Source organism: Rheinheimera hassiensis (genome assembly GCF_022436675.1).
Lineage (GTDB): Bacteria > Pseudomonadota > Gammaproteobacteria > Enterobacterales > Alteromonadaceae > Alishewanella > Alishewanella hassiensis.
Map to the genome: position 1 here is coordinate 301,240 of NZ_JAKUJZ010000003.1, position 22,534 is coordinate 323,773.

Below are 22,534 nucleotides of genomic sequence, written 5' to 3' on the forward strand. Positions count from 1 at the left end.
TTTCCTTGTCTAAGTTAAACGTTAACCAGCTAAGCTTTAGCTAAAGTGCCGTTTGTACTGGCCGGGCGTGCAGCCAAAGGCAGAATTAAATAAGCGGATCAGGCTACGCGGTTCGTTAATACCCACCGCATTACAAATACGCTGCAGACTGTAGCCGTCGCAGAGCAACAGGCTGCGGGCTTTGTCCAACCGCAGTTGTTGCAAATACTGCACCGGTGCCATAGCAAAACGGGCGCGAAACACACGGCGAAACTGGCGCTCACTCAGCGCCACCTGCACCGCCATATCGGCTACAGTAAGCGGTTGCGCTAAGTTTTCCAGCAGCCAGTGCTGTAGTTGAATAAAGCGCTGTTCGGCGCTGTGCTGAATTTTTAACGGGCTGGCATATTGTGATTGGTCACCACTGCGACGCAGGTACATAACTAACTCTTGCGCTACGGCCTGAGCAATTGCCACGCCCAGATCCTGCTCAATTACCGCCAGACATAAATCAATACCCGCGGTCATACCACCGGAGGAATAAAATTTTCCGGCGTTAACATACAACGCTGCGGCACTGACCTGTACCTTGGGATACTTTGCTTGTAAATCAGCGGCGAAACGCCAATGCGTTGCCAACGGCAGGCCATCCAGCAGGCCACTGTGCGCCAGCAGATAGGCACCGGTGCAGATAGACAAAATCTTATCCGCTGTGGACGCACGCTGCTGTAACCAGCGAATAAACTGCGGATTACTACTCAATACTCTGGCGCCGGCGCCACCGGGGATCACCAGATAATCCAGTGTCGGACAGTTATCCAACGTGTAGCCAGCACTAAGCTGCAAACCATTTTCGGCACTGATACTGTCGCGGCTGAGCCCAACGGTAAGCAGTTGGTAGTATGGTACGCGCCCGACGGTGATCAGCTCCTGATTAGCCTGACCAAAACAATCCAGTGCGCCGGCAAGGTCCAGCGCCTGAATATCCGGGTAAATAACAATGCCGATAGTAACCATAGTGCCCTCTGTAGTACTGATTCTGACTTACTGTAACAAACTTCATTGCGACCGAAAGGACATTAAATTCACCATTTCGGCCAAAATTGTAAAGTAAGTAGCTAAGCACTAGCGGCAATCACGCTTCGCAAGCGTATCCGCAAACCGCAGATTTTCAGTAAGCCAGCGCAGGTATTCAGTGTCTACCGTGCACTAATAGGCCTATACTGCAGCACACTATAATGTAAATGCAGGTTTGCATGTCTGATCCGATCATTCCGCCGCAACTCACCACTGTGCTGCGCCAGCAAGCTGAACAACAACTCAGAACAGGCACGGCGCAGTTAAGCAATGCTTTTACAGCAAGTAGTGACGCGCTGGGCGTGCTGTACCGGCTTAGTAGTGTGGCCAGCACTGCCGCTGACGGCCTGAAACTACTGCATGAATTACAAATTCATCAGGTAGAGCTGGATTTACAGTTAGAGCAACTGAAACACAACGAACTTGAGTACAGCCATGAACTTGCCTGTTATCGCCAGTTCTTTGATCTGGCACCGACAGGCTGCTTAATTCTCAGCCTTGACGGCATTATTACCCACTGCAATGCCGCAGCAATCCGCTTATTTGATGATGCAAAAGACTATCAGCCCGGGCAGCAACCCCAGCAGCTTTGCGGCCGCCCACTGCTGTCAATGTTTAGCGCCACATGCCAGCCTATGCTTAGCGCCGCTCTGGCCCGGGTACAGCGTAACCAACAAAGCGCTACGCTGATTGTCAGTACAGACGTGACAGTAGTAGAAACACGCACCTTGCACCTGAGCGCGCAGCTAAGCCAGGATCATAACGCTATATTGATTATGCTAACGTGAACACAGCCAGCACGGCCGCAGCCGGTGCCGTCCCCAAGACCATAGTCGGCATTGGCGCTTCCGCCGGGGGATTACAGGCGCTGGAACAGTTTTTATCTCATACACCTACGGATTCCGGGCTGGCGTGGATAGTAGTACAACATCTGGACCCGACACAAAAAGCCATGCTGGCAGAGCTGTTGCAACGCTCAACCAGCATGAAAGTGCAACAGGCGGCACAAGGCATGCCGCTGCGCGCAGATCAAGTCTATGTGATCCCGCCCAATACCGAGCTCCGGGTACATAATGGCGTAATGAATCTGACAACACCACAACAGGCGCGCGGTTTACGCCTGCCGGTCAATATCTTGTTCCAGTCACTTGCCGGTACATTCGTTTCCCCCCTTATCAACCCTCGCCAAGGAGCATCCGGTGGCCATTAATAAAACACCTTCATCCCAGGCTGACAACCTGCAAAGTGCTGCAGATCAGGTGCTGCTGCAAGTTTATGCCCCTGCGGCGGTAGTGCTGAACAATAGCGGCGACATTGTTTACATCAGCGGGCGTACCGGTAAATACCTGGAGCCGGCAGCGGGCAAAGCCAACTGGAACTTCCATGCCATGGTACGTGAAGGGCTACGCTCACCGCTGGCTGTCGCACTGCAACAGGCGGCATTGCAGCCTGCAGAAACCAAAGGTACGCCATTGCAATTACACCATTTACCCCTGTCAACCGGCGACAATGCCATGCTGGTGGATGTAACAGTGCAGGCACTGCGGGAACCGGCGCCACTACAAGGTATGACAATGATCGTGTTTCGCGATGTTAGCGCTACCGGTGCTAAAGATGCGCCCAGCGGCATCGATTTTTCTCTGGCAGCAGTGCAGCAACAGTATCTTGATGAAATTCAGGCGTTACGCGAAGAAACCCGCACCTCCAAAGAAGAGCTGCAATCTAGCAATGAAGAGTTGCAATCGACCAATGAAGAGCTGCAGTCAACCAATGAAGAGCTGACCACATCGAAAGAAGAAATGCAGTCGATGAATGAAGAGCTGCAAACCATTAATACTGAATTACAAACCAAACTGGACGACCTGGCCCTGGCGCAAAGCGATCTGCAAAATACGCTTAACAGTGTCGAAATTGCGATTTTGTTTTTAGATCAGCAATTAAACGTGCGCCGCTATACCGATCGTGCGGCAAATATTATCAATCTGCGTGAAAGCGATTTAGGCCGGCCACTAAGCGACTTAACCAGCAGCCTGCGGTACCCATCCTTGCATGACGATGCGCTCGATACCCTGCGCACGCTGAAATTCTGTGAAAAACAAATTCCCACCACCGACGGGCGCTGGTTTTCGGTACGCATTATGCCGTACCGGCGGCTGGATAATGTTATAGACGGCGTGGTTATTACATTGGTTGATATCAGTGCCACCAAAAAGCTTGAGGCAGCGCTGCGCAAGCAGTCAGCAAACCCGGCTGCACCAAAAAGGCAATAATAAAACCCCGGCACGGATACGACAGCTTAGCTGCCAGCTTTCAACGCAATACAATCTATCGGGCACACAGCGCAGTTTCACTTTTAATTGATAACATGCACCCGGCGCCAAAAGTACCTCTTTATCCTGCTTGTCCCGCAACTCGCCCACCAGCAATTGTTGGCCCACACTATGGCTGGTGTCATAGTTTTGCGTGTCCTGTGGTTTATGCCGGCGTAAAGTGCAGGCGCCCTGCGCCTGCCAGAACTTTACTGCCGCCCAGTTCACCGTATTGGTCTGCACCGATAAATGCAGTGCTATATGCGGAAACTGCTGCTTTAGCAGATAAACCACCCCGGGATCAGACACAATATTGATCTGACGCAAAGCACTGCTAGTCTGGTTTTAAAAAAACAGCAAGCTAAGTATTACGCCTATAAAAAAACCGGCGTATAACGCCGGCTTTTTGTACTGCCAGATTCTATTGACCGAACAACAGATCGTCTACATTTAACGAAGGCTCACCATTGTAATAACGCACCGAATCGCCTTGCTGTTGGTTATCAACAAACTCTTCAATCTGCAGCAGACTACCATCTTCCTTGAAACTGTAGCTTTTACCCTGCAGCCTGCCTTGATTGTCATACTGCATCTGTGCCAGCACATGGCCATTGGCTGAAAACGCCTGCCAAGTCCCCACCTCATGCCCGGCTTTATAGCTGCCATGCCATAACTTAACCGAACCATAGCTGTACTCATCCTGCAGTTGCCAGGCGCCTTCGCGCTGGCCATTAACATATCGGCCTTTAGCTTGTAGTTCACGGCTATAGCCAAGGCGCAGATACTCACCATGCAACTTAGCATTTTTAAAGTGCTGCAGCAGTATTACCGTACCATCGGCGGCAACCTCTGTTTGCTTACCATCCTGCTGCCCTTGCTGGTCAAACTGCTCAGTAAGCGTGCTATTGCTGGTTTTTGTTATCCATTTACCCACCTTGATACCCTGCCGGTATTGGCCGCTGATAAAGTTGCTGCCACCTTCAGCATCGACAGTATCTTCGCGATAAACGCCGTGTTTTTTACCGTCAACATAGTGAGCGCGCTGCACACTGCCATTCCAGCCGGTGCTAATATAAAGCCCTTGATACTGCCCCTTAAGCGATTCCTCGCGTTCGGTCAGTTCACCGGCCGAATTAAAACTTTCACGTAAGCTAAAATCTTTTGTGGTGTCGTGCTGATACTTGTAGCTTAGCTTGCCTGCAGCGTCAAAACGCTGCTCAATGGTAACCTTGTCATTGTCTTGATACTGCGTATCGGTTTGCGTAGTTATGTTGCCGCTGCTATCAAATTTAATGCTTTGTATTTCACGCCCGGCATTATCAAATTGTTGTTTCTCAACTAATATTTCCGGGCCGCTAAAATGCTGTTGCAGCCCTACCTGTTTGCCATGTTGATAGTTTTTAACTGAACTTAATACCCCTTCGGCCTGATAGTTCCGCTCTTCCCCGTGCAACTTGTCATCAAGATAGTTTTGCTGATAAATCAGCCAGCCGTCTTTACTCCAATACAACCGCTCACCCTGGCGTTTGCCGGCAACCATATTCACCTTTTGCTCTGGTTGGCCGTTATCGTAGTAGCTCTCTATCAGCCCTTCCAGACCATTTACACCGTAAGTTTTGCGCGATGCCAATTTGCCATTGTCGTAAAAGCTTTCTTCCACGCCAAGCTCTGCGCCATTAACATAGTACTCGTGACGATGCAGTTTGCCATTTTGATGATAGGTTTTCTGCTCACCGTCAAGCTGGCCGTGTTTATAGAGATATTCTCCTTTTAACGTGCCGTCTTCCCTGTAATGCAGATGTGCGCCATGATAATTGCCAGCTGCATCGCTGTTGCCTTTGCGCGACAATTGACCCGTATCATAGAAAAACTCAAAATAGCCTACAATATTGTGCCCGGCTAAATCAGGCCCGTTAAGGCTGCCGGTAAAGAACGGTTTATCTGTCGACAGGTAAAATAACTGCAGCGGCCAGACGCCGTTTTGCTCAGTAGCAGGTTGGGTAATGTAGTACATCGCCTCGCCGGGTTCATCGCTTGGCTGCCATTGTTGGTTCAGCGATATGCGCTCAGCCGACAGGTTAAACGATAACAACAGCGCCGCTATTATTAATAGTGGTTTCATCGTTGAGCTCCCTAAGGTAAGGCCGGAAAGTGGTGTTGCCATTGCTTATTAACCGGCGCCCCAGTGGCTGTCATGTGTTCAATACGCGCCGTCCGGCCCGCTATCGCTAACCAGTGTCCATTCTGTAACACCTGCTGCAACGACTGCTGATAGTAATCGTCCTGGTTGATGTCGTCTGTAGACAGAGGCGCCAACGCTTTATCCTGAGCATTTAAAAAGCGGTAGCGCTGGACAAAATCTGCCACACTCTGCGTAGTATCAACGCCCGGCAGTTGCCGGATATCAATTAGCCAGCTTTGCTCTGGCTGGTAATCCACTGTTTGCCATTGTGGCGTGCCGGCGCAGGTTAAATTACTGGTCACACTAATATCGTAAAAATAACGGCGTATACCATCAGCAGTACTAAGTTGGTAGCTGACAGATTTATCCGGCGCGCCATTGAAATTATTACCGATGTTAACCCGGCTCCATAGCAATTTATGGCCGTTTACCTCAGGAGCATCAACAATGCTAATTGTACAAAGCGCAGCCTGTTCAGCAGTTAACTGCAGGCTTAAACCATATTTATCGACGATTTGTGGCTCAACTAAAGCGGGAGCTGTTTCAGTTATTCCCTCTGCATTGTCATAATAACCGCCATACATATCCTCACTGTAAAGCAGTCGCTGACGTGCCGGCGGATAGGCCACATTCGCCGCATATTTCGCTTCCGGAATAAAGCGGATATCTTTGCTAAACACCGTGCTGTCAGACATAGAATTAACATACAAAGTAAGGCTTGGCGGTTCGGCGCTAAAGGTAAACTGCGTAACACTTTGGTATTGATCAGACGATGCCAGCGCCAGCATATTTTGCTCAGCTGCGCTAAGCCAGTCCGGCCCATCGTTATGCGGGTTCATCAGTTGCACCATTGCACCTTCGGCACCGTCATAGCGCCGGTGTAACCAGTGTTTATTACCACTGCTGGCTTTAAGCTGATAAGTAAATGGCTGGCCCGGCACCGGCGATAATTCCAGCTGTAAATCTTCATATTTCAAACTTACTGTTTTAGCCGGATCAGGTGCCAGGCTAAGCTGCACCAGTTTAGCGGCCGAGTAATGCGCTGTCGCTCTGAATTCTGCAACCTGCTCCAGCAGCTGTGCCGGTGCATTCCAACCCGTAAGCAGACTTTGCCGCTCGGACTTATAAAAACCATCCTGGTCCGGATAACTTAAACCACCAATATCACTCAGTTGCAGCGGAATCTCGCTGCCATCAGCATTATGGGCGCTGACATTAGTTAAGCGAAACTCACCTTCAGGTAAAAAACCCGAAAAATCATGCTGATAAACCAAATTTAATTGGTTATCTTGCTGATAAAAATAACCGGCATCAAGCGGAAATACGGCGTCTTGTGTTAGTGGTTTGTTAGCATCACTGATTACCAGCTCTGGCTGTTTTTCATACTCGAAAGCCGGAAAGTCATAATCAAAATTAAAACGCCGGGTAATATCACCCAACTGCCGCTTAAGCGGTAACATAATCACATTACTGCGCACAGTACCGTTATAGCCATAACGCTCAAAAGGCGCTTCGATAACCAGCGCCAGTTGCTCTAACCAGCCACGCTCACGCTCCAGTAACATGTGACCATAAAACCGGCTTTCTGCCTGGCTGCTTTCCACCTTAGCCAGCAGCTGTGTATCGGTTACCTGCAATACGGTCAGGGTAGCATCAGCTTGCCCCTGATAAGCCGGCAACTTTACTTTAGCGCCAACCTTAGCCGGTATGCTGCTGAGAAAAGCCGATGAGCTGAACAGCTTTTTCATTTCCTGCTCCAGCTCTGCACCACGCTCCGCCAGCAGCGCCTGCCATACCGGCTTATTCAATGCGCTAAAATCGGTTACGCTGCCACTGTTTAAATTAGCCGTAAACTCAAACCCTTGCGAAAAAATGGCGTGCATTTCAGGGTTACGCTCAGCCGCACGGGTACTACTGATACCGCTGCCCTGACCTTCACGCATTTGCAGATAATCAATGTGTACTTCAAACCGGCTTTCAGGACCGGTATCAATAACTTTGTAACGCAGCAGTTGGTGCGAAGTTGTATTAAGTGTTTCAGTGCGCCGGCCTGTATCTACCGTTATTTTTGCCGTGCTGTATACCTGATAGCTGCGCTCCTCGCCCTTTTCAGGCTTAAACTCAACATCAGTATCAACAAAAGAGCAGGCTGATAAAACACAGCAAGCGAAGGCGCTAACGAGGTACTTCATGGTGTTCCTATTACTTTACTCAAACAACAAAACGGCACAGTTTAACCGTTAAAGCACTGTAAATAAAATGCTTTATACGGTTAATTGCTGCGCCGTGTACACTTGGGTAACGTTATGGCTATATTTTGTGCTTACGCTGCTGGTATACAAGCAGTGCAACAGCCGCTACCAGCAACAGTAACTGCGCCGCCAGCCCTTGCACGGTAGGATAAATACCCAACCAGCTTATGGTGGGCAGTTGAAGCGGGCTTATTGGCATAGTGCCGGCTTCCTGCAAGGCAACAACACCTTTACCCACCATCACCACAGCAAGCACTATCATCAGCACGGCGGTACTGCCAAAGAAGGTTTTTAACGGCAACTTCAGCGCAAATTTAAACATGGCGACACCCAATACTGAAAGCGCCACTAACGCCGCTACAATACCGGCGATAAAACTGGACTGGTGCACCGCCCCGCCCTGTAGCCACAAGGACTGATAAAACAAGATTGTTTCAAATACTTCGCGGTAAACCGCTAAAAACACCACCAGCCCAAGGCCAAAGTAAGCACCGGATTTAAGCGCTTTATTTACCTGTTGGCCAATAAACTGCTGCCACTGCGCTGCGGAAGTTTTGCTGTGCATCCAAAACCCCATATAAAACAGAATAGCTGCAGCAGTTAATGCGGTATAACCTTCGGTAAGTTCGCGCGAAGCGCCGGATATAGTGATAACAAAACTGGCTACCACCCAGGTTACTGCCCCCAACGCCAGCGCAGCCACCCAACCAACATGTACCGAGCGCTTTAACCGTGGTTGTTGTGTTTTTACTGCCACGCTGTATATGGCTGCAACAACCAGCAAGGCCTCCAGCCCTTCGCGCAGTAAAATAAGCAGTGCCAGTAAAAATACATTAAAAGGCGCTAATTCGGTTTCATCCAGTGCTTGCTGTGCTTGTTGCAGCTGCTGCTGTATTTCGCTGATCTCCGCCTGTAGTACCGCAGTTGCAGCCTGCTGTTTAATTAACTGGCGTAGCTGCAGCATACGCTGTTCAATCTGGTCTTTTAGCGTGCTGTCTACCGCGGCAAGATTGTTTTCTGCCAGTTCAAAACCATCGAGATATGCCGATACAGCAAGATCGTAAGCCTGCGTATAGTGCTGCTGTTGTAAAAGTGCGGGTAGTAAATCCAGCTTGTCGTGGGCTATCTGCAACGGCGATGCATCGGCAGCATTAAAAAATTGCTCTGGATGCTGGCGAAATAATGCCATTAACGCGCCACCAAGCTCTGTGTATTGCTGTGCAACATCGTGTGGGGTAGCGGTTAACAAGTGCCCAATTGCAGTTTTGCTGACAAGCACCGATGGCACGGCTTTAGCCGGTTTGGCCTCGCTGGCACCTATGTCAGCCTTGCTGGCAAGAGCACCGACATAAAACGCCAGATCCCAGCGGCTTTGCTCATCCAGATGCGAAAAGGCCACCATACCGGTATCGGCCACACCCAGGCTAATAGTGTTAAACAGACCGAATAAACTGCGGGCATTATAACGCTCAGTGTCATGAAAATCGGTTGGCGTCGGGTCCAGTGCTGTACCTGCCGGGCCATCGCCGTGGCCGTTATCACCGTGACAAGCCGCACAGTTTTGCTGATACAAAGCTTTACCACGAATGCGGTCTGGCGCTTGCTGTGGCAGTGCAATGGCGGGCATGGCAGCAATAACCGCTTTGCGCATAGTAGCGGTTAATTGCTGAATGTCAGCTTCATCGGCATGTGCCGCCACCAGTTGCTGCAGCAAAATGGCCTGTTGTTGTAACTCATGTTGCTCCGGCGGCAACTGGGCCGGGATCAGGCTGGCAAATTCCTGCATTTCAGCAAACTCGGCGGCGTTTACTACCTGCCCTTGCTGTACAGCCTCTTTGTAATCGGCGCCAATATATTCAATTAATTGGATCAGCTTGTCAGACGCCTGCCCAGGCAAGGTAACGAGCAATAAACACAACAACAGCAGTTTCTTCATGATACAACCAACAACTTAAAGGGAATGATTCGCATTATACTCGCTTTATTTGCTGCTATGATACCCAACACTGCCAACCGCCGTAAGAAACGTGCCTTTTACCGTTTAGCCTTAGCCGCCTTAGTTCATTTGCCCGCAACAGGCTTTTATGAGTATGCTGTAGCCAAAGTGCTACCGTCGGAGAAACAGTATGATTTTACTTAGCTATTTTGAACCTGAAACCAACAACTGGCGTGAATGCACCTTAACTCAGCTACCGACAAATTTACCGGCCGAAGCCCGCTTATGGATAAACCTGAACAACGCCAGCCAGGAAGAACAGCTGCAAGTTATGCAGCGTTTTGCCATAGGCCCCACCCTGGCTGAAGATTTCAGCCGGGAGCGTCATCCGCCTAAACTGGAAGCGCAAACCGACTTTACTTTACTGATTATGCGTGGCTATGCCGATACTGATTTTAGCGAATACAGTGGCAGCGCTCAGGTTAACTTGTTGTATTCAAAGCAAGTATTAATAAGCCGCATCCACTGCCACAATCCGCAGTTGCTAAAGCAACTTGAACCACAACTTAGCAGCGGCACCAACGCCACTATTGCCGATTGGGTAAAGCAGCTAACGTTAGCCGTGTCGGCAAGTTATCTGGAAAAACTGATTAACTTTGAAGATGAACAGAGCGACTTGGAAGATGTTATGCTGCACCGTGGTAATGATGAGCATATGGCGCGCATAATGCGTTACCGCTCGGTGCTGCGCAAAATTAATCGTAACCTGGCCTATCAGAAAGACATTTTTTCTGACGCTTTATATGAAGACCAAAACCCGCTGCTGCGCCATTTTAACAGCGCGGATATTCGCGACTTCTACGAAAAATTTGAACGGCTGCACAGTATGACGGATATGTACTACGATCAGCTCAGCGATCTGGTGGAAGGTTATTTATCTACCACCTCGCACCAGATTAACGAACGGATGAAAGTATTAACCATTGTCAGCACTATTTTCATCCCTCTGACATTTATTGCTGGCATATACGGCATGAACTTTATCAATATGCCTGAGCTGCAAATGATGGATGGCTATTTTATTGTGCTGATTGCTATGGCAATAGGCGGCATCGCAGGGCTGACATGGTTTAAGATACGCGGCTGGTGGTAACACCACCACGGGCTAGGGAGTTGTAAATGGCTGAAAACCAACCGCTGGATATTGAAGAAATAGTACGCGACAGCTTTAACGAAGATGAAGCGGAACACCTGACCGGAAAGCTAAGCCAGCTGGAGCCGGAAGAAATTGCTATTGCGCTGGAAGCCATGCCGGTAGAGCAGCGGGTCAGCACCTGGCTAAGCCTGCACCCGGATGATCAGATAGCAGCACTGACCTATATGCGGGTAGACGCCCGCGACAATATTTTTAAACAGTTAGATGAAGCGCAGCTACGCAGCCTGGTTGAGGGCATGGAAGTTGATGATCTGATCGAGCTGCTTGATGAGCTGCCGCAACGGATTTACGACTACGCCTGCTCACGCCTTGATGAAAGCCAGCGCCGCTGGCTGGATACTGCATTGGCCTATGATGAAGACCAATGTGGCCGTTATGCTGATCACGATATGTTGATCATCAATAAAAATGCCAAAGTACGCGATGCTATCCGGCTGTTTCGCCAGTTGGCAGAAGACGCCGAATACCACGATGCACTGTTTGTGGTAGACCGCACCGGCCGCTACGCCGGCCTGGTTCATGCTACTCAGCTACTCGGCCTTGGCAGTCACTTACCGATTGAAACCGTTATTGATAACGAAGCACCGATAGTCGAAGGTGAAATGGAGTTGGATCAGGGCTCAGATATTGTTTCACGCTCTGGCTATACTGCGCTGGCGGTTATTGACGACGAAGGCAAATTACTTGGCCGCCTATCTATTGGTGAAGCGCTGGAGAACGTGCGCCGCAGCCTGGAAAGCCAGTTTATGCACACCGCCGGTTTAGACGAAGAAGAAGACTTATTCGCCCCTATTTTTGGCAGCGCCAAGCGCCGCGCGCTGTGGTTGGGTATAAACCTGCTAACCGCATTTTTAGCGGCCTGGACCATAGGCCTGTTTGAGGCCACCTTACAGCAGGTCGTGGCATTGGCGGTTTTAATGCCAATAGTGGCCAGCATGGGCGGTATTGCCGGCAGCCAGACACTGACACTGATTATCCGCGGCCTGGCACTGGAGCAAATTACACCTAAAACCTATATGACATTGCTGCGCAAAGAGCTGGGGGTCGGAGCCATTAACGGAGTGCTGTGGGCGCTGGTGATAGCCGCTATTACTTATTTGTGGTTTGGTGACTGGATTATCGGCGGCATTATCGGTATGGCGATAGTGATTAATATCGTGGTCGCAGCCATCGCTGGGGTGCTGATCCCTATCTGGCTGGAAAAACTGGATATCGATCCGGCCTTGTCAGGCTCCGTAATACTGACCACAGTAACTGATGTGATCGGCTTTTTCGCCTTTCTCGGTTTAGGCTCACTGTTTTTGCTCTCCTAGATAGGCTGAGCAGGAGCGTTGCACTAAAGCAGAAAAGCAACAAAATTATTTTGCCCAAACAGCAGTATTATTGCTGCCTGAAGGCGCAGACACTTTTACAATAGCGACTGATCTTACCTCTTATTGGAGAGCGCATGAAAATTGCGATTTTATCGCGCAATGCTGAACTGTATTCCACCAAACGTCTGGTGGAAGCAGCAACAAACCGTGGCCATCAGGTGCAGGTAATCGATCCGCTTACCTGTTATATGAACGTTAACCGCACCAATTCTTCTATTCATCATAAAGGCCAGGTGTTGGAAGACTTTGACGCCGTGATCCCGCGCATTGGCGCCTCTATTACCTTTTACGGCACGGCTGTACTGCGCCAGTTTGAAATGATGGGTGTTTACAGCTTAAACGAATCTGTTGCCATCAGCCGCGCTCGCGACAAATTGCGTAGCCTGCAGTTATTAGCACGCCAGGGTATCGGTCTGCCGGTTACCGGTTTTGCCGATAAACCGGGCGATATTCCCGACCTTATTGAAATGGTAGGTGGCGCACCTTTGGTGATCAAACTGCTTGAAGGTACTCAGGGCATTGGCGTAGTGCTGGCTGAAACCCGCACCGCAGCAGAAAGCGTGATAGAAGCCTTTATGGGCTTAAATGCCAATATACTGGTGCAGGAGTATATCCGCGAAGCCAATGGCGCCGATATTCGCTGCTTTGTTGTCGGTAATAAAGTAGTCGCCGCAATGAAACGTCAGGCTAAAGCCGGTGAGTTTCGCTCAAACCTGCACCGCGGCGGCACAGCATCGGCCATACGGCTAAGCAAAGAAGAACGCAGCACAGCTATTCGGGCAGCGAAAACTATGGGCTTAAATGTCGCCGGCGTAGATTTGCTGCGCTCTAACCATGGCCCGGTAGTGATGGAAGTAAACAGCTCACCGGGGCTTGAAGGCATTGAGGCTGCTACCAGCAAAGATATTGCTGATATCAGTATTGCCTTTTTGGAACAAAAAGTGGCCAGCCATAAAACCAGGCGCAAACTTAACACCAAAGGAACCGGCTAATGCAAAATGGCACAAGAGCACCTTTTATACTGGGCAACAGTAATATTCCGCCGGGCAGCCGCGCTGTAGTGGATATACCCTTTGGCAAGCTGTATACCCACACCGAACTAAACATTGGTGCTCATGTGATCCACGGCCGCAAAGACGGCCCGGTATTGCTGGTAACCGCGGCCCTGCACGGCGATGAAATTAACGGCGTGGAAATATGCCGCCGCCTGCTAAAACTGCCGCGACTGAATCAGCTTAAAGGTACGCTTATTATAGTGCCGATAGTAAACACCTATGGCTTTGTGCAGCAATCGCGCTATTTGCCCGATCGGCGCGATTTAAACCGCAGCTTTCCCGGTAGCGAAAAAGGCTCACTCGGCAGCCGGATGGCATTTCAGTTTACCGATAAAATATTAAAAAACTGTACTCATGCCATTGACCTGCACACCGGCGCTATTCACCGCTCTAACCTGCCGCAGGTGCGAGCCAGCGCCAAAGATAAAGTGGCACTGCGAATGGCTGAAGTGTTTAACGCGCCCATTATTATTAAAGCGGCCAGCCGCGACGGTACTATGCGTGGCACGGCCAATAATTTAGGCATTCCGCTTTTGCTCTATGAAGCAGGTGAAGCGCTGCGCTTTGACGAGCAATCGATTAATGTCGGCGTGCGCGGTATTTTAAATGTGATGACCGATTTGGGTATGCTCAGGGCCATGCGGAAAAAGCCGACCACCAAATCGTTATTTTCTAAAAAGAGCAGCTGGGTGCGGGCCGAGCACGACGGCATAGCACGCTACTATGTGGGCCTGGGCCAAACAGTAAAAACCGGCGATGTGCTGGCGCATATCTATTCACCCTACTCAGATTTTGAAGTGGCAGTGCCGGCCAGCTTTGACGGCATTGTTATTGGCCGTAACAACCTGCCACTGGTAAACGAAGGTGAAGCGCTGTTTCATGTCGCTGAAGTCAGCTCGCTTGATGAGGCAGAAAAAACGCTGGATGCCATTAATGACGAAGTAGACAACGCCATGCCACCGGTACTGGGTGAAGAATACGGTGTGGTATAACCCACTACTGCTTTTGTGATACCACGTCGTAACGTTTCAGCTCAGGCAGGCGCTGTTGTAATTGTTTTTCAATTTCATCCAGTTCCTGCATGCGTTGGCAAAATAATGCCGATTTTTCTTCCAGCTCTACCGCTTTGGCATCCAACCCCAGATTAATTTTGTCTACCATTTGGCCAACTGACTGCCAATCCTGATTATCTGAACGCTCAAAGTTACTATCTGAGTGGCGCAAGGCATCGCGCAATGCGCCCCATACCGCGCCAACCGTATGGCGGGCCAGGTTATCCAGTTGGGGTTTTAATTCGTCATGAAGAAAATAATCCAGCTCATTCAGGCTCTGCGGCGCCAGATAGAAGTGATCGTTACTGCGCACAAAGCGCGACATCCACTGAAAGGTAGTTTCCCGCACCAGTTCGCGCCATTCAGCCTGCTGCGCCTGGCTGCCAATACCGCTAAACATAGCTTCAATGCTGGATAATCCCAGCTCCACACCGTCTACCGCTATACTAACAATTTCGGGCACAAAACGGCGTAAACCCTGGCTGTACTGCGCCAGCAATAAGGTGTCGTCTTCTTCCAGTGTAACCCATTCACCACGAACAAACAGCTGATGATCAGCGTTTATCTGCACATGGGTGCGGTTGTTTTGCATAATACGGATCTGATCAGGCGAGATAATAATACCGTGCGCAAATGCCATATTGCACTCATCTGCCGATAACAGCGGCGCAAACAACAGTATAAAAATAAAGAGAAAACGCTTCACTGATAATTTACCCGGTCACTTCGTCAGACAAAGCCTACGTTAGCACAGCAAAAAACACATTACCCTGCATCGCAGGGCAGTTGCCACCTGTCGAAAATGCAGCCTGGTGTATATTACCAGGTCTGTATTAATAGAAAGGTTCTATCGACACACTGCCGTCTACCAGCAGTATTTTTGACGGGCCGTATTCGCGGCGGCTGCGGATAATATCTTTGTCAAAATGCACCTCAACCGCAGAAAAAATCTGCTGATGCGCCACAATAAGTGCCTGCTCCAGTTTCTCTTTGCGTTGTACTTCCAGTGCTTTAACATCGTCAATTAATGCCAGTGCCACGGTTCTGTGATCATCAAATTCCCCCTGTAACTCCTGGCGGCGTAATTCTATCTGGGCATTACCTTCAATTTTCTTCAACTTTTCCAGTTGTTCGCGAATATCCAGCATATCTTTTTTCGCTGCAGCAATACTGGTGCGCAGTACGTCTTGTTTTTCCACTATCGGGTCGGTCAGCCGGTTCAGCTCAATATAAATATTGCTGCTGGAGGGCGCACCAAGGTTACCTGTATGAATACCGTAGTCGAGATAATAATAGCCGCCGATAACCTTACCGTTAGGGTTGTCTTCAGGGCCGGCATACACTTTGGCGGCAGACACCGCACAGTGCATTATTTGCTTTTTAACGTAGATATTGCCGTTAGCATTTAAGCGGGCATACTGGGCAATATTGCACTCTATATCACCCTGCGCTTTTAGCTCAGTGCTGTATTCAGTGTCTTTTTCTGCAGTGGCTATCTGATGGCCAATAATAGCGCCGCCAATTTTGATATCACCGCCGGCTTCTATCAGACTACCTTCAACAAAGCCTTTTACAAAAATATTGCCACCGGCGATAACTTTCATACTTTCAGTCACATCGCCGTTAATCACAACTGAACCGCGAAAAATAATATGTCCGGTTGCCAGATCAACATTCTTTACGGTAAACACCTCATCAACGGTAGCACCGTTTTCGATTACCCGGGGTAAACCATCACGCGCGGCCAGCAATAAATCGGTATCCTCTGCCGATAGCTCACTGCCCTCGCCCAAATTCCATTCCACAACCTGCCCCGGTGTAGCGGGCAGTAGGTTGCCGGTAACGGTCATACCATCTACCCCGGCAGTAGGCGGATGCCGGCGCATTAAAGGTTCGGCAGCACGAATAGACGGAATAACACCAAAGTCGCGTAAGTCGGCTTTTTCTTCAGACTGCAGTAAGGGTTTGTTGCGCCGGCTTTCCATATCGGGGATCAATGCTTCAAAGCGGGAGTTAATCCCCTGCACGACCTGACGGCCACGCGCTATAACCAATTTTACTTTGCTGCCTGGATCGGCTTTACTGGCATGAGTTACCAGCTTAATGATGTGCTCTTTACTAAAACCAAATACCACCCCGGCTTCCTGCGCAGCTTTAACCAGCATATTGGCCGACATCGGTGGCCCGCCCCAGGCCGAGGTAATAATAGCGGCTGCTGACATTTTGTCTTCGCTGATATCAAACTTAAGCTCTGCAGGGCGCATGTCGGCAATACGGTACGTTAATGGCGCACCTTCTGCTTGCAGCTTGTCTTTGATTTTTTGCTGAATTTGCTGATATTCCACCAGCAGGTTGGTGAGTTGATCCTGAATCAAAAAACAACGGCCATAGCCGGCTTCCTGTAACTGAGCGTTAACGTCCTGCGCCGTCAGCGCATTCAGAGTTACAGGCACGGTTATCTTTATACTACTATTGTGCTCGGTAAATTGCATATGGCTTCACACTTCAGGTTACTGCACGAAAGCTAGTCTAATGAAGCAAATAACCGGCCTTAACACAAGCCCTTTTGGCAACGCAGGGCTTAGTTGTGGCTAATACATCAGATATAGTTTTCCTGATGGATACGGATAAACAAATCTGTACCCGCTTTACTGTAATCAATTTTATATTCTTTGTTATTAATAGCCTGGACGAAAAGTAAGGTTTTCACTTCGCTAAAAACGTCTGAACTTGATATATCAACCACTTCCATATAGCGGTCTTTTGCATCAGCTTTATTAGCCGGTACCGTTTCACTGAAAACTTTCACGCCATGGCGTGTCACGATAACAACCGGGTCGTTATCATCATTCACCACAACAAGGTCAAGCTTTTTATTTTTATGTATCAATGTGTTGCGACCACTAACTAAAAATGCTTTTTCGTAAGTATTCATTCATTGCCCTGCACAATATCTGGTAATGACAATATTATGATACAGTCAGTACCTAGTGTCTAGGTTACTGTATTCTGGATAAATTGTAACCTTGCCTGATTAATCTGCTTACACAGGTTAAGCGCATCTGCTTCGCTAAGTTCAACAGGCACAAAAATATCAAAGCCGGTAGCATCAACCAAACGCTGCATCCGGTGCGCAAAAGCCGCTTTAATACCGTTATATTGCTGTTGGGCTGTACTGTAGTTTTCGCCTTCAGCCAATAACTCACTGGCACACTGCCCGCTATTACAGCCTTGCCTTATGGCTTCTACATACAAGGCGCGTTGCTCTGTCATAATGCGTACAGCCAGCCGCAGTGGTAAGCCTTGTAAAAAGTTATCGTAATCGGTCAGTTTAAAGGCAATATAACTAAGTTTTTTTTGCTCAAGCTGCGGTACACCGCTGTATAAAAAACTGTTCCAGGGCAAAAACCAACTGCCGCGCCGGTGAAAATAACGTAAACCTTTTTCGTCGTACTGCAAAAAGTAGGCAGGCTCTGACAATTTGGCCCAACCAGCAAAAAGCCCCAGCGCAGCCATAACAAATGCCAGTGCATGCAGTACATTAAGTTGCTCCACCCAAAGTAAGCTGAGCAACAGTAACAGCAATACGGCGCCACTGCCTAACATCAATGCTGCACCACCCCGGCTGGCACCACCCTGAATTTGATTCAGCTGCATGTTGATCACCTCCGCTGCCGCTAATTATGGCCACTATGGCAGGCTTTGCCGCTTAGTTCAGCAGATATTGTTGAATTAAACCGCAATTGTACCCCGCTTAATCGACCAACGCCGCTACGACTGCGATAACGAGTAATCTAAACCTCTCTTTCTTCCATACAATAAGGCAGAAATTATTATTAAGCTGTTATCCGGGGTTATTGTGGCAAAATTACATTCAAAATTAATTTGGGTGATTCTCATCGCTCTGCTGGTATTTGTAGGCTATTTGTACTGGATACCCAGCCAGAAAGTGGATGCGCGTCGCGATGCCGCTGTCGTAGCTGTAACTACCGCTAAAGTAGAAACCAAGCCAATGATCCGCAGCGTAAATTCGTTGGGTACCGGTATTTCTAACCATTCTATTCAGTTAATTTCGCCCACCAGCGACTTTGTCACTGAGCTGAATATTCGTGAAGGTAAAGCGATTAGACAAGGCGAAGTGATTGCCCGTTTACATGATGTGGAAGAGCGCGCGCGCGTAACCGAGCTGGAAGGCATACTGGAAGATCAAAAGCGCCAGTTAGACCGGCTGAAAAACCTGGCAACCACTCAGGCCACTGCGCAATCGATGCTGGATGAGCAACAAACCCGGGTCAATACTACACTGGCACAACTGGATATTGCCAAAGCCCAGTTAGCGGAAATGACTATCCGCGCGCCTTTTAATGGTCACCTTGGCCTGCGCCAGGTTAGTGTTGGTGCTTATATTAATAGTGGCACTGTTATTACCACACTGGATGACTTAAATACCCTGCGCGTTGCCTTTAGCGTTGCCGAGCATTATCTGGCTGATATCAGTGTTGGTATGCCTTTAACCGTAACTAATGCCGCTTATGGCAATATCACCTTTAACGGTAAAGTCAGTGCGATTGATACGCGGCTTGACCCGGTTACCCGCACTGTCACAGTACACGGCGCTTTACCTAATGAAGATTTACGTTTGCGCCCCGGCATGCTGCTGCATGTAAAGCTGGAGCTGGACAACCGCGTGGCGATGCAAATTTCAGAAAAAGCCCTGGTGCCGCAGCAGCAAAAACAGTTTGTTTATAAAGTTGATGCAGACAGCAAGGTGACTCAGGTTGAAGTCACCACCGGGCAGCGTGTGCCAGGCTGGGTAGAAATACTGGGTGGGCTGAAAGAAGGCGATGAAGTGGTAGTTGAGGGTATTCAGAAACTGCGCTCAGGCATTACCATTAACCGGGTTGGAGGCTGATATGCTGCTGTCCGATTTGTCGGTTAAAAGGCCGGTATTTGCCACTGTTGTAAACCTGCTGCTGGTCGTATTTGGTATTGTCTGTTTTACCATGCTGCCGCTGCGCGAATACCCGGATATTGACACGCCTATTGTCAGTATCAGCACTAACTACCCTGGCGCCTCAGCCGAAATTGTTGAATCTAAAATTACCCAGTTACTTGAAGATCGCATCAGCGGGGTTGAAGGCATAAAGAATATTAACTCGGTCAGCCGCAATGGCCGCTCGAATATTTCTATTGAGTTTGCCGTTGAACGCGACATAGATTCTGCCGCCAACGACGTACGCGACCGGGTGTCACGCGCGTTAAACAACCTGCCGGATCAGGCCGACCCACCTGAAGTATCTAAAGCCAGTGACGATGAAGATACTATTGCCTGGTTTGTATTAAACAGCGAAACCATGACCTCGCTGGAGCTGACCGATTACGCCGACCGCTACATTGTCGAGCGTTTTTCAGTAGTGGACGGCGTAGCCCGTTTGCAACTGGGCGGTGCACGTGATTACGCCATGCGTATCTGGCTTGACCGGGATGCCATGGCGTCTCGCGGCGTAACGGTACAGGACATTGAAAACGTATTACGGGCAGAAAACGTAGAACTGCCGGCCGGTAATATAAAATCTACCGATCGCGATTTTACTGTGCGCGTCGTGCGCACCTACAAATCACAGGACGATTTTCGCAAGCTGGTCATTAAACGCGGCGCTAATAATTATCTGGTACGGCTGGGCGAGGTGGCCGATGTACTGCTAACGGCAGAGAACGAAGAAAGCGAGTTTCGCGGCGACGGTAAAAACCTGCTTGGTATCGGTATTATTAAGCAGTCAAAAGCCAATACGCTGGAAGTGGTGCAGGCTGCCCGGGCAGAGATGGAGCGAATTAAGCCTACCCTGCCTGACGGTACCACCATTGAGCCGGGTTACGATTCTTCACTGTTTATTGCCGAGTCGATCAAAGAAGTTTACAACACTCTGGCCATCGCGATGGCGCTGGTTATTGTAGTGATATTTCTGTTTTTAGGTAATATCCGCGCAACCTTTATTCCGGCCATTACCGTGCCAGTATCGCTGGTAGCGGCGGTTACCGTATTGTTTGCACTGGATTTTTCGGTCAACCTGCTTACCCTGCTGGCCATGGTATTAGCCATCGGTCTGGTGGTAGATGACTCTATTGTGGTACTGGAAAACATTTACCGCCGTATTGAGCAAGGCGAGCATCCGCTGCTGGCCTCTTATCGCGGCGCACGCGAGGTTGGTTTTGCCGTTATTGCCACTACGCTGGTACTTATTTCGGTGTTTGTGCCGCTGGTGTTTATGCAAGGCCAGTTGGGTAAACTCTTTACCGAGTTTGCGCTGGCGATTGCTGCTGCGGTGGCGTTTTCCAGTGTTACCGCGCTTACGTTATCGCCCATGCTATGCAGTAAATTACTGACGCACCAAAAACGTGAAAGCAAACTGGGCCTTTGGCTGCATGCTGCCTTTCATAAACTGGAAAATGCCTACCGGCGCCAATTGGATGTTGTTTGCGCTACACGCTGGCCAGTGATCGTCGTGGTTGTGCTGTGCTTTTTAGCCAGTTATATGTTGGTAAAACTGTTACCCAGCGAACTGGCGCCAACAGAAGATCGCGGTACTTTCTTTGTCATGATGAGCCCGGCTGAAGGTGCCAGTTATGCCAGCAATAGCCGTAATATGCGGCTTATTGAAGACGTATTGATGCCCTACTACCATGACGGCGAATTTAACCGCTTACTGGTACGGGTGCCTGGCTGGGGTAACAGTGGCGGTATTGCCATAGTCGGCACTGAAAACTGGCATAACGGTAAACGCCGCACGCAGGACTTAATGGGCGAAGTGGGCACCAAGCTGAACGACATACCCGATGTACGTGCTTTCACCTTTATGCGCAGCGGCCTGGGTGGCGGCGGTGGCGGTGGCCGGCCAATTCAGTTTGTATTGCAGGGTAATACCTATGAAGAGCTGGCACGTTGGCGCGACATTGTGATCAGTAAAGCGGCGGAGAACCCTAATATTCTGATGCTGGATCACGACTATAAAGAAACTGTGCCGCAGATACTGGTAGAAATTGACACCGAGCGCGCCGGCGATTTGGGTATTTCTGTCGGTGCCATTGGCCGGTCGCTGGAAGCTATGCTGGGCGGTCGCCGGGTCACCACCTTCTTAGATCGCGGTAAAGAATACGATGTCATTATTGAAGGCCTGGATGACGATTTCAGCTCACCGGGCAGTATCAGCAATGTGTACCTGCGCTCGGATACGTCAAGCGAGCTAATCCCGCTGGATAACCTGGTAACATTGCGTGAAGAAGCCACGTCATCCAGCCTGAACCGTTACAACCGGATGCGGGCCATTACGTTAACCGCCAGTATGGCACCGGGCTACAGCCTGGGTGAAGCGCTGGAATATCTGGAGAACGTAGTTAAAACAGAAATTCAGGACACCGTTGGTATTGATTACAAAGGCGAATCGCTGCTGTATCAGGAAAGCGGCAGCTCTACCCTGATGGTATTTATTCTGGCCCTGCTGATCACCTATCTGGTGCTGGCTGCGCAGTTTGAAAGCTTTGTGCATCCGCTGGTTATTATGATCACCGTTCCGCTTGGGTTAGTTGGCGCCTTGTCCGGCTTGTATTTCAGTGGCATGACACTGAATATCTACAGCCAGATTGGCCTGGTAATGCTGATAGGCCTGGTAGCGAAAAACGGTATTCTGATTGTTGAATTTGCCAACCAGTTGCGCGATGCCGGCGTGGAATTTGTTGCCGCCATTCAACAAGCGGCAGCACAGCGGCTACGCCCTATTGTGATGACAGCTTTTACCACCGCAATGAGCAGTATACCGCTGATAGTAGCATCAGGCCCCGGCTCAGAAAGCCGGATGGTAATAGGTATGGTTATTTTCGCCGGGGTATCGCTGGCAACACTGATGACCATCTATGTTGTACCGGTAATGTATATAGCGTTAGCGCGAAATACCGGCTCACCTAAACGGCTTGAACATAAACTACAGCAGTTGGAAAAAGAAGCACCAGACGAACATGCGGCAGATGAGGTGCACCCCAGCTGATCACAGCCGCAAGCCCGGAGTGTTGACTAATAAACCGGTTGTTAACTAAAGAAAAACGCCCCGC

General features: G+C 49.5%; 17 protein-coding genes and 1 pseudogene. 9 read left to right on the forward strand and 9 right to left on the reverse strand.

The window, feature by feature from the left end; genetic code table 11:
- Positions 1 to 36 precede the first annotated feature (36 nt).
- Complete coding sequence (locus tag MJX74_RS07240) at positions 37 to 996, reverse strand: GlxA family transcriptional regulator (protein ID WP_240222095.1); 960 nt, start codon at positions 994 to 996, stop codon at positions 37 to 39.
- A gap of 239 nt (positions 997 to 1,235) precedes the next feature.
- On the opposite strand from MJX74_RS07240, the gene MJX74_RS07245 reads away from it, so the two are divergent.
- The 3 genes and pseudogenes from MJX74_RS07245 to MJX74_RS07250 form a co-directional block, all read left to right on the forward strand.
- Positions 1,236 to 1,844, forward strand: coding sequence for a PAS domain-containing protein (locus MJX74_RS07245; protein ID WP_240222098.1), 609 nt, complete (start codon positions 1,236 to 1,238; stop codon positions 1,842 to 1,844).
- Positions 1,841 to 2,266 (forward strand): chemotaxis protein CheB, encoded by a 426-nt coding sequence (locus tag MJX74_RS21930; protein WP_420851386.1) that lies wholly within the window; start codon positions 1,841 to 1,843, stop codon positions 2,264 to 2,266. The genes MJX74_RS07245 and MJX74_RS21930 overlap by 4 nt, the downstream gene beginning before the upstream one ends.
- Positions 2,211 to 3,326 (forward strand): annotated as a pseudogene (locus MJX74_RS07250) (PAS domain-containing protein); the annotation flags it as partial. The gene MJX74_RS21930 and the pseudogene MJX74_RS07250, both read left to right, overlap by 56 nt.
- Here the strand turns inward: MJX74_RS07250 and MJX74_RS07255 are convergent.
- The 4 genes from MJX74_RS07255 to MJX74_RS07270 all read right to left on the reverse strand — a co-directional run bounded on the left by MJX74_RS07255 (position 3,294) and on the right by MJX74_RS07270 (position 9,735).
- Positions 3,294 to 3,674 (reverse strand): U32 family peptidase, encoded by a 381-nt coding sequence (locus MJX74_RS07255; protein WP_240222101.1) that lies wholly within the window; start codon positions 3,672 to 3,674, stop codon positions 3,294 to 3,296. The pseudogene MJX74_RS07250 and the gene MJX74_RS07255 sit on opposite strands and share 33 nt — an antisense overlap.
- A 112-nt stretch (positions 3,675 to 3,786) precedes the next feature.
- The gene (locus MJX74_RS07260) at positions 3,787 to 5,487 is read right to left on the reverse strand and encodes a toxin-antitoxin system YwqK family antitoxin (RefSeq protein WP_240222103.1); all 1,701 of its coding nucleotides are present in this window, start codon (positions 5,485 to 5,487) and stop codon (positions 3,787 to 3,789) included.
- Between the two features lie 11 nt (positions 5,488 to 5,498).
- The gene (locus MJX74_RS07265) at positions 5,499 to 7,739 is read right to left on the reverse strand and encodes a hypothetical protein (protein WP_240222105.1); all 2,241 of its coding nucleotides are present in this window, start codon (positions 7,737 to 7,739) and stop codon (positions 5,499 to 5,501) included.
- 118 nt (positions 7,740 to 7,857) lie between these two features.
- Complete coding sequence (locus MJX74_RS07270) at positions 7,858 to 9,735, reverse strand: FTR1 family protein (protein WP_240222108.1); 1,878 nt, start codon at positions 9,733 to 9,735, stop codon at positions 7,858 to 7,860.
- Between the two features lie 190 nt (positions 9,736 to 9,925).
- Here MJX74_RS07270 and MJX74_RS07275 point away from each other — a divergent pair, with 190 nt between their 5' ends.
- The 4 genes from MJX74_RS07275 to MJX74_RS07290 all read left to right on the forward strand — a co-directional run bounded on the left by MJX74_RS07275 (position 9,926) and on the right by MJX74_RS07290 (position 14,371).
- Positions 9,926 to 10,888, forward strand: coding sequence for a magnesium transporter CorA family protein (locus MJX74_RS07275; RefSeq protein WP_240222109.1), 963 nt, complete (start codon positions 9,926 to 9,928; stop codon positions 10,886 to 10,888).
- A 26-nt stretch (positions 10,889 to 10,914) separates the two neighbouring features.
- On the forward strand, positions 10,915 to 12,264 hold the full coding sequence (gene mgtE, locus MJX74_RS07280; protein WP_240222110.1) for a magnesium transporter: 1,350 nt from the start codon (positions 10,915 to 10,917) through the stop codon (positions 12,262 to 12,264).
- A 134-nt stretch (positions 12,265 to 12,398) separates the two neighbouring features.
- On the forward strand, positions 12,399 to 13,316 hold the full coding sequence (gene rimK, locus MJX74_RS07285; protein WP_068235066.1) for a 30S ribosomal protein S6--L-glutamate ligase: 918 nt from the start codon (positions 12,399 to 12,401) through the stop codon (positions 13,314 to 13,316).
- On the forward strand, positions 13,316 to 14,371 hold the full coding sequence (locus MJX74_RS07290; RefSeq protein ID WP_068235063.1) for a succinylglutamate desuccinylase/aspartoacylase family protein: 1,056 nt from the start codon (positions 13,316 to 13,318) through the stop codon (positions 14,369 to 14,371). Before rimK ends, MJX74_RS07290 begins: the two co-directional genes overlap by 1 nt.
- Positions 14,372 to 14,375: 4 nt before the next feature.
- On the opposite strand, the gene MJX74_RS07295 is transcribed toward MJX74_RS07290, so the two are convergent.
- From MJX74_RS07295 to MJX74_RS07310, 4 genes are all read right to left on the reverse strand, one after another.
- Entirely contained in the window at positions 14,376 to 15,071 is a 696-nt protein-coding gene (locus MJX74_RS07295) for a DUF2884 family protein (RefSeq protein ID WP_068235914.1), read from the reverse strand.
- Between the two features lie 193 nt (positions 15,072 to 15,264).
- Positions 15,265 to 16,884, reverse strand: a complete 1,620-nt coding sequence (locus MJX74_RS07300; RefSeq protein WP_240222111.1) for a DUF342 domain-containing protein — start codon at positions 16,882 to 16,884, stop codon at positions 15,265 to 15,267.
- 146 nt (positions 16,885 to 17,030) lie between these two features.
- A complete protein-coding gene (locus MJX74_RS07305; protein WP_240222112.1) occupies positions 17,031 to 17,366 on the reverse strand; it encodes a hypothetical protein in 336 nt (111 codons plus the stop codon).
- 59 nt (positions 17,367 to 17,425) lie between these two features.
- Positions 17,426 to 18,088: a DUF2982 domain-containing protein gene (locus MJX74_RS07310; protein WP_240222113.1), complete on the reverse strand. Its 663-nt coding sequence runs from the start codon at positions 18,086 to 18,088 to the stop codon at positions 17,426 to 17,428.
- Between the two features lie 202 nt (positions 18,089 to 18,290).
- Here MJX74_RS07310 and MJX74_RS07315 point away from each other — a divergent pair, with 202 nt between their 5' ends.
- Both MJX74_RS07315 and MJX74_RS07320 read left to right on the forward strand, forming a co-directional pair.
- Positions 18,291 to 19,343 carry an efflux RND transporter periplasmic adaptor subunit gene (locus MJX74_RS07315; RefSeq protein WP_240222114.1) on the forward strand — a complete coding sequence of 351 codons (1,053 nt, stop codon included), beginning with the start codon at positions 18,291 to 18,293 and terminating at the stop codon, positions 19,341 to 19,343.
- A gap of 1 nt (position 19,344) precedes the next feature.
- Positions 19,345 to 22,470, forward strand: coding sequence for an efflux RND transporter permease subunit (locus MJX74_RS07320; RefSeq protein ID WP_240222115.1), 3,126 nt, complete (start codon positions 19,345 to 19,347; stop codon positions 22,468 to 22,470).
- The last annotated feature ends 64 nt before the right edge of the window (positions 22,471 to 22,534 follow it).